This window comes from Vibrio sp. V33_P6A3T137 (assembly GCF_009904835.1).
In the GTDB taxonomy this organism is placed as follows: Bacteria; Pseudomonadota; Gammaproteobacteria; order Enterobacterales; family Vibrionaceae; genus Vibrio; species Vibrio metschnikovii.
Genome location: NZ_WXWK01000136.1, coordinates 1 through 6074, shown reverse-complemented (window position 1 = coordinate 6074; position 6074 = coordinate 1). Strand labels below are relative to the sequence as shown.

Below are 6074 nucleotides of genomic sequence, written 5' to 3'. Positions count from 1 at the left end.
GTGTGAAGAGAGTAGAATGGAGCCATTGGAACTTTTCTTTGGCTATCTGTTGGAGCACAGAATACAGAGATTGCGGTATGAGTGTTGTATTAAAATGATTCATCAGTAATAAAAAACCGATAGTGAATCACTATCGGCTTCTTTCTGCTATTTTCTTTAAAGAATTTGCTTTAATACTCGGTCAGCTTTAACACGCGTAATTCTTTTCATTAGTCGTTGTACGACGTCAGGATAACTATCGAGCTTCTCAATTTGTTTGTAGGTACAGACTAATTGCGTATGCTGTAAAATGTTATCCATCTCTTTACTAAATTTATCAACGAGATGTCCGTGTTTATCGTGGATAAGTAACGCGTTTTCTAAATCGAGTTTCCATGCTCTTGGGTTAAGATTATTGCCAGTGATCAGCATATAACGTTTATCTATCCAGATACCTTTTAGGTGGAAACTGTTGTCACCATCTTTCCATAAATGAATCGACAGTTTTCGACTAGCGATATTGGCTTCATTAATCTTTGCAAAGCGACGTAGATTGAGTTCATAGAGATAAGGTAAACCGCCAATGGTTTTGAAATCTTGTGAAGGCGCTATATAAAAATCATTCGCAGTTTTGTCTCCGACAATAATATGAACGGTGACTCCTCGTTTAATCGCTTTTTTTACTTCTTTTGCCACGGAAGGCGGAAAATTAAAATAGGGTGTACAGATATAGATTTCTTGTTCAGCCTGAGCAAGTAGGTCAATCACAGTCTGGTTTAGATGATTTCGACGCTTACCAATACCAACAAGTGGAGTCACACCGACTTGATCGGCATTAATCGCTTGTGCCGAAAAGTCGTAGCTCGCTTCCGTAAGCGTAGCGCGGAACTGACGAATATCGGTTTTGATCTCTTTTGTTTTTGGTCTATCAGCACAAGACAGCTCATTAACGGCTGGATGAGCCAATAATGTGTCTTGAATGAAGTTAACCATCGTATCAGCGAGAGATGGGTTATCTAAGGTATGATAGCGATCGAATCGGTAACGTTCTTGATAGTGAAGATAAACGTTATTAATACTAGCACCACTATAGATTACTTGATCATCAATGATAAAGCCTTTGAGGTGTAACACGCCAAACACTTCTCTTCCGCGAACCGGAATGCCATGTACAGTGATAGCATGGGGGTAACGCTGTTTAAAGTCACAATACAGCGTTGCATTCCCTGCAGAGGCCTCAGCACCGATTAACCCGCGCTGAGCTCGATGCCAATCGACACAAATATGAATGTCTAATCCTGGATTACGCTGTTTAGCGTTATAAAGTTCTGTGAGTATTTCCCGTCCGGCATCGTCGTTTTCTAGGTATAAGGCCACGATATAGATGCGTTTACTGGCTAGACGAATAGACTCAATAAGATGAGTATGAAACTCTTGAGCTGACAGCAATACATCAAACTTATTAGGATCTTGCGCAATAGTGGGCAGTTGTTCGACTGTATTTCTACGAGCAATCATAGTGATGCTTTACCTTACGTATGTGCAAAATTGCGAGCAGGGTATATTACCAAAATAACGTGAATGATAGCTATAAAAGAGCTCTATTCTTAACATAAGTCATCTTTATACATCATCGGAATAAGAGATTTACCACTTGCTTGGTAGCGCGTAAGCAGTGTTCGCAATTCTGCAGGAAGCTGGTCTGGACGCTGAGTATAAAAATTACCAAGTGTATAAAAGGATGTCAGATGCGGATAAGCAAAACAATAGTCATTGTGTTTCAGTATGTTTTTTTTGCAGTAGATCAATAATGCTTGGCCAATCCCTTTTGAACGTTCCTCACTCACCACGGCCATTCCGGTCAATAATCGATAATCAGCAATTGAGCGAAAACGAACAACGGCTTTGATATGGTGGTTTTCATAAGCCGCGATGATCAGCTCATCACTTTTCGGTTTAGCTGATGGATAGTGCTGTTTATAAAAACGTTTAATCAGTGGTAGTTTTAGCGTCTCTACGTGCTCAAAGTGAAGAATTGGTATTTGCATCTGTCTTATCAAAGTATCTGTTGTAGAATAGCATGAGTTTTATTTAGGCAAAGAGTCTCATGCAACTACACCATAATGCAAATCTTAAGTCTTATCATACTTTCGGTCTTGATCAGACTTGCCAATATTTAGCGGTAATTGAATCTGTCGATGATCTGATTGTACTGCATCAATCTGATGAGTGGGCTGAGCGGCCGAAATTGATGTTAGGCAAGGGAAGCAATGTATTATTTACCGAGCCTTATCAAGGCTTGGTGATGGTCAATCGCCTGTTAGGTATTGAGCATAGACAAGATGCTGACTTTCACTACTTACATGTTGCCGGCGGAGAAGATTGGCCGAGGTTAGTTGAGTGGTCTATTCAGCAAGGTTTACCAGGATTAGAAAACTTAGCCTTGATCCCAGGCTGTGCTGGTTCTGCGCCCATTCAAAATATTGGTGCTTATGGCGTAGAGTTCAAAGCGGTTTGTCACTATGTTGACTACTTATGTTTAGCGAGTCTCACCATTAAAAGATTAAGTGTTTCTGAGTGTCAGTTTGGTTATCGTGACTCTATCTTTAAACAAGGTTTATACGGTAAAGCGCTTGTGGTTGCCGTGGGATTACGTTTAGCTAAAGATTGGCAACCTCTTTTGTCTTATGGCCCTCTCCAATCGTTGCCTGCGACTTGTTCGGCGGAAGAGATTTATCATACCGTTTGTCAGGTGAGAAAAGATAAACTGCCAGATCCAGCCGTATTGGGTAATGCAGGCAGTTTTTTTAAAAATCCAGTGGTTGATCAAGCCGTGTTTGAGACTTTAAAAAAGCAGTGTCCAAATTTAGTCGCTTATCCTACAGAGCAAGGTGTTAAATTAGCCGCAGGTTGGCTGATTGAACAAGCGGGATTAAAGGGATATACGTTCGGTGGAGCACAAGTTCATCCTAAGCAAGCTTTAGTTATCATCAATAAGAACAATGCAACGGCACGAGATATTATTGGTTTAGCACAGCAAATTTGTAAGACGGTATACGATAAGTTTAAAGTCCCTCTTGAGCATGAAGTGCGCTTTATTGGTTCAGTCGCAGAAACCCACTTACAAGCGTTAATAGAGACGAAATAATGAAAGATCACAGTGTTAAGTTACGCCTATTAAAGATGCTCTCTGATGGGCATTTTCACTCTGGTGAGTCTCTGGGGGAATGGCTTGGCATGTCGCGATCAGCCATCAGTAAACATATTCAAGGTATTCAACAATGGGGAATGGATATTCATCGGGTGCAAGGCAAAGGTTATCAGCTTGCTCGACCGCTGATGATGTTGGATGAGCATCGTATTCGTTCTCAAGTAACTAACCCCGTTGAATTGCATCCTATTATTGATTCAACCAATCAATATTTATTAGATAATTCGCACATGATCTCCTCTGGAACGGTTTGTATCGCTGAATATCAAAATAAGGGTCGTGGTCGCCGGGGGCGGCATTGGGTCTCGCCTTTTGGTTCTAACCTTTATTTCTCCATGTACTGGCGTTTAGACGCAGGTATGGCTGCCGCGATGGGCTTAAGCCTCGTCATTGGAGTTGCGATAGTAGAAGCACTTGAGGAAATGGGCCTTAATGGGATTAAATTGAAATGGCCGAATGATCTTTATTATCAAGACCGTAAATTAGCAGGAATTCTGGTTGAAATGTCGGGACAAGCGGGCGGAGCGGCTCACTTAGTGATCGGTATCGGTATGAACCTGATTATGCAAGATGAAAATATAGTTATTGATCAGCCTTGGACCAGTTTGTCACAAGTGCTTGGTCAAGAGGATATCGATCGCAACCAATTGGTGATTAAACTTATACAAGCTCTAAATCGATCACTGGAGAACTATGAACAGCACGGCATGCAAGAGTTTGTTGAGCGTTGGAATCGGTTGGATAACTTTTTAGGTCGTCGAGTTCACCTCATCATTGGACCGAATAAAATTACTGGAATTGAGCGAGGTATTGATCAGAGTGGTGGTGTTTTACTTGAAACGCCTGAAGGAATAAAAAGTTATCTTGGTGGTGAGATTTCTTTACGCAAAGGTGATGACGAATAAGTTATTGCCTTTGAACGACCGATTAATGATGAAAAGCTTCTATCATAATAACTTGATATTAGAGTAGAAAATGACTTTTTAAAGTTGTGCTGTTTGAGCTTCACTAGATCAAGTCATTTTCAAGTCAACCAGAGTATCGCATTGTCTGATTTATTTGCGTAATAGTACTTCTTCAACACTATGGCAAAGCCCTTTCCTTAAAATTAATTGAGCTCGCTCTTTGGTGGGTAAAATGTTTTCTTGAAGATTTTTACCATTGATTGAGTTCCATATATGTTGCGCTTTGGCTTTCGCTTCTTGCTCAGTCAACTGTGTATAGTGATTGAAATATGATTCTGGCTTTTTAAAGGCCCCATGACGAAACTTCATAAAGCGATCGATATACCATTTTTCAATTAATTCAGCATCGGCATCAACATAGATAGAAAAATCTAAAAAATCAGAGATAAAGACCCGATGTGGATCATGAGGGTAATCCATGCCACTTTGTAATACATTTAACCCTTCAATAATTAAGACATCTGGCCGATCGACAATTTTCTGTTGAGAAGTGATATCGTAAGTTAAATGCGAGTAAATGGGCGCAGTAACATGAGGTTGTCCCGCTTTTACATCAGAGACAAACTGCACCAAGCGTCGAATATCGTATGATTCTGGAAAGCCTTTTTTATGCATGATATTCCGTTCATGCAAGATTCTATTAGGATACAGAAAACCATCAGTCGTGATTAACTCAACTTTAGGATGATTATCCCAACGAGAGAGCAATGCTCTCAATAAGCGAGCTGTCGTACTTTTACCTACCGCTACACTACCTGCAATACCGATTATAAATGGCGGTGCTTTCTCTGCATGACCTAAAAACTGGTTGAGAACGGTATTACGACTTTGTCTGGCCGCAACATACAAATTTAATAATCTTGCCAAAGGGAGATAAATTTCTACCGCTTCTTTCATCGTAAGGCTTTCATTAATACCTTGTAATTCTTGCAGATCATGTTCTGACAGAGTCATGGTGACTGAGTTACGTAACTCAGCCCATTGGTGACGAGCAAAAGACAAATATGGGCTCATAAAAGGTTCAGTCGTAGTATTAGAAGAAGTAGGCAACATACAATATGCTACTGAGATTGCAAATCAGAAACGCACGAGAATTGGCGATTAAGCAAAAAAATGAATAAAAAAACAGCGAATCAGCTCGGGCCGAATAAAAAATGCTTTTTTTTGCCGATTAGACTTGCAAGCGCTTAGATCATTCAATAGAATGCGCCCCACTTATGCCGACTTAGCTCAGTAGGTAGAGCAACTGACTTGTAATCAGTAGGTCACCAGTTCGATTCCGGTAGTCGGCACCATCTTCTTTAATCGGAAGATAAAAATTTGGAGGGGTTCCCGAGTGGCCAAAGGGAGCAGACTGTAAATCTGCCGGCTCCGCCTTCGATGGTTCGAATCCGTCCCCCTCCACCATATTGTAAAGGAAATAGCTCACAGAGTTACGTGTTGCGGGCATCGTATAATGGCTATTACCTCAGCCTTCCAAGCTGATGATGCGGGTTCGATTCCCGCTGCCCGCTCCACTCATTTTAGAGTGCTGATATAGCTCAGGTGGTAGAGCGCATCCTTGGTAAGGATGAGGTCGGCAGTTCGAGTCTGCCTATCAGCACCAGTTCTAAGCAAAGATTTCCTTTTACTATATAATTATTACCGAACTTTTTTTGGTTGCGTGGTCATAAACAAAGCCACATACATCCGTACCTAGAGGGACAACTCATGTCTAAAGCAAAATTTGAACGTACGAAACCGCACGTAAACGTTGGTACTATCGGCCACGTTGACCACGGTAAAACCACTCTAACAGCAGCTATCTGTACTGTACTTGCAAAAGTATACGGCGGTGAAGCGAAAGACTTCGCGTCAATCGATAACGCTCCAGAAGAGCGTGAGCGCGGTATTACTATTTCTACTTCACACGTAGAATA

The 6074-nt window shown here is 41.2% G+C and carries 6 protein-coding genes and 4 tRNA genes; 7 read left to right on the top strand and 3 right to left on the bottom strand.

What is annotated here, in order from left to right; genetic code table 11:
• Positions 1-156: 156 nt before the first annotated feature.
• Both pssA and CAG60_RS12805 read right to left on the bottom strand, forming a co-directional pair.
• Positions 157-1497 (bottom strand): CDP-diacylglycerol--serine O-phosphatidyltransferase, encoded by a 1341-nt coding sequence (gene pssA, locus CAG60_RS12810; RefSeq protein ID WP_161439089.1) that lies wholly within the window; start codon positions 1495-1497, stop codon positions 157-159.
• A gap of 89 nt (positions 1498-1586) precedes the next feature.
• Positions 1587-2015: a GNAT family N-acetyltransferase gene (locus tag CAG60_RS12805; protein WP_372447042.1), complete on the bottom strand. Its 429-nt coding sequence runs from the start codon at positions 2013-2015 to the stop codon at positions 1587-1589.
• Positions 2016-2086: 71 nt separating this feature from the next.
• Between CAG60_RS12805 and murB the strand changes: the two genes are divergently transcribed.
• Together murB and birA are read left to right on the top strand one after the other, a co-directional pair.
• Complete coding sequence (murB, locus tag CAG60_RS12800) at positions 2087-3127, top strand: UDP-N-acetylmuramate dehydrogenase (protein WP_161439088.1); 1041 nt, start codon at positions 2087-2089, stop codon at positions 3125-3127.
• Positions 3127-4095: a bifunctional biotin--[acetyl-CoA-carboxylase] ligase/biotin operon repressor BirA gene (gene birA / locus CAG60_RS12795; protein WP_161439087.1), complete on the top strand. Its 969-nt coding sequence runs from the start codon at positions 3127-3129 to the stop codon at positions 4093-4095. Before murB ends, birA begins: the two co-directional genes overlap by 1 nt.
• Before the next feature lie 150 nt (positions 4096-4245).
• Here the strand turns inward: birA and coaA are convergent, their stop codons facing one another.
• Positions 4246-5169 carry a type I pantothenate kinase gene (gene coaA, locus CAG60_RS12790; protein ID WP_040905856.1) on the bottom strand — a complete coding sequence of 308 codons (924 nt, stop codon included), beginning with the start codon at positions 5167-5169 and terminating at the stop codon, positions 4246-4248.
• A gap of 205 nt (positions 5170-5374) precedes the next feature.
• On the opposite strand from coaA, the gene CAG60_RS12785 reads away from it, so the two are divergent.
• The 5 genes from CAG60_RS12785 to CAG60_RS12765 form a co-directional block, all read left to right on the top strand.
• Positions 5375-5450 (top strand) — tRNA-Thr (locus tag CAG60_RS12785).
• 27 nt (positions 5451-5477) lie between these two features.
• Positions 5478-5562: transfer RNA gene (locus tag CAG60_RS12780), tRNA-Tyr, on the top strand.
• Between the two features lie 35 nt (positions 5563-5597).
• Positions 5598-5672: transfer RNA gene (locus CAG60_RS12775), tRNA-Gly, on the top strand.
• Positions 5673-5685: 13 nt separating this feature from the next.
• Positions 5686-5761 (top strand) — tRNA-Thr (locus tag CAG60_RS12770).
• A 104-nt stretch (positions 5762-5865) separates the two neighbouring features.
• Positions 5866-6074 (top strand): GTP-binding protein (locus tag CAG60_RS12765; protein WP_237667787.1); only part of this gene is annotated, 209 nt, incomplete at its 3' end.

Excerpts from the sequence above, each read along its gene's own strand:
- pssA (WP_161439089.1), bottom strand. The coding sequence starts at position 1,497 with ATGATTGCTCGTAGAAATACAGTCGAACAACTGCCCACTATTGCGCAA.
- murB (WP_161439088.1), top strand. The coding sequence starts at position 2,087 with ATGCAACTACACCATAATGCAAATCTTAAGTCTTATCATACTTTCGGT.
- birA (WP_161439087.1), top strand. The coding sequence starts at position 3,127 with ATGAAAGATCACAGTGTTAAGTTACGCCTATTAAAGATGCTCTCTGAT.
- coaA (WP_040905856.1), bottom strand. The coding sequence starts at position 5,169 with ATGAGCCCATATTTGTCTTTTGCTCGTCACCAATGGGCTGAGTTACGT.